At 68.0% G+C, this 478-nt stretch carries 1 protein-coding gene; it reads left to right on the top strand.

The genetic code is table 11. From position 1 onward, the window contains the following. The coding region (locus IH50_RS38420) for an acyl carrier protein (protein WP_158801445.1) at positions 1–478 on the top strand (478 nt) is incomplete at both ends.

Raw genomic sequence — 478 nt, 5'->3', positions numbered from 1 at the left:
GCGGCGTGAGGTGCTGCTGGATCTGGTGCGGGGTCAGATCGCGGTGGTGCTGGGTCATGCGGGTGCGCAGACGGTGGATCCGGGGCGTGCGTTCCAGGATCTGGGTTTCGATTCGCTGACGGCGGTGGAGCTGCGGAACCGGTTGGGCAAGGCGACGGGGCTGCGGCTGCCGGCGACGGTGGTGTTCGACTATCCGACGGCGAATGCTCTGGTGGGTCATCTGCTGGACGAGTTGTTCGGTGTGGTGGAGCCGGCCGCGGTGGTGCCGGTGGGGTCGTTGCCGTCGGTGGTGGACGATCCGGTGGTGATCGTGGGGATGGCGTGCCGTTATCCGGGTGGGGTGTCCTCGCCGGAAGACCTGTGGCGGCTGGTGTCCGACGGCGTCGACGCCGTGTCGGACTTCCCGACTGATCGTGGCTGGGATGTCGACTCGTTGTACAACCCGGACCGGAGTGTGCCCGGGACGTCGTACACCCGC

Origin of the sequence: Streptomyces sp. NRRL S-37 (assembly GCF_000721605.1) — a bacterium.
Taxonomy (GTDB): domain Bacteria; phylum Actinomycetota; class Actinomycetes; order Streptomycetales; family Streptomycetaceae; genus Streptomyces.
The sequence above is the reverse complement of the archived record's forward strand: the minus strand, read 5'-3'. Positions and strand labels throughout refer to the sequence as shown.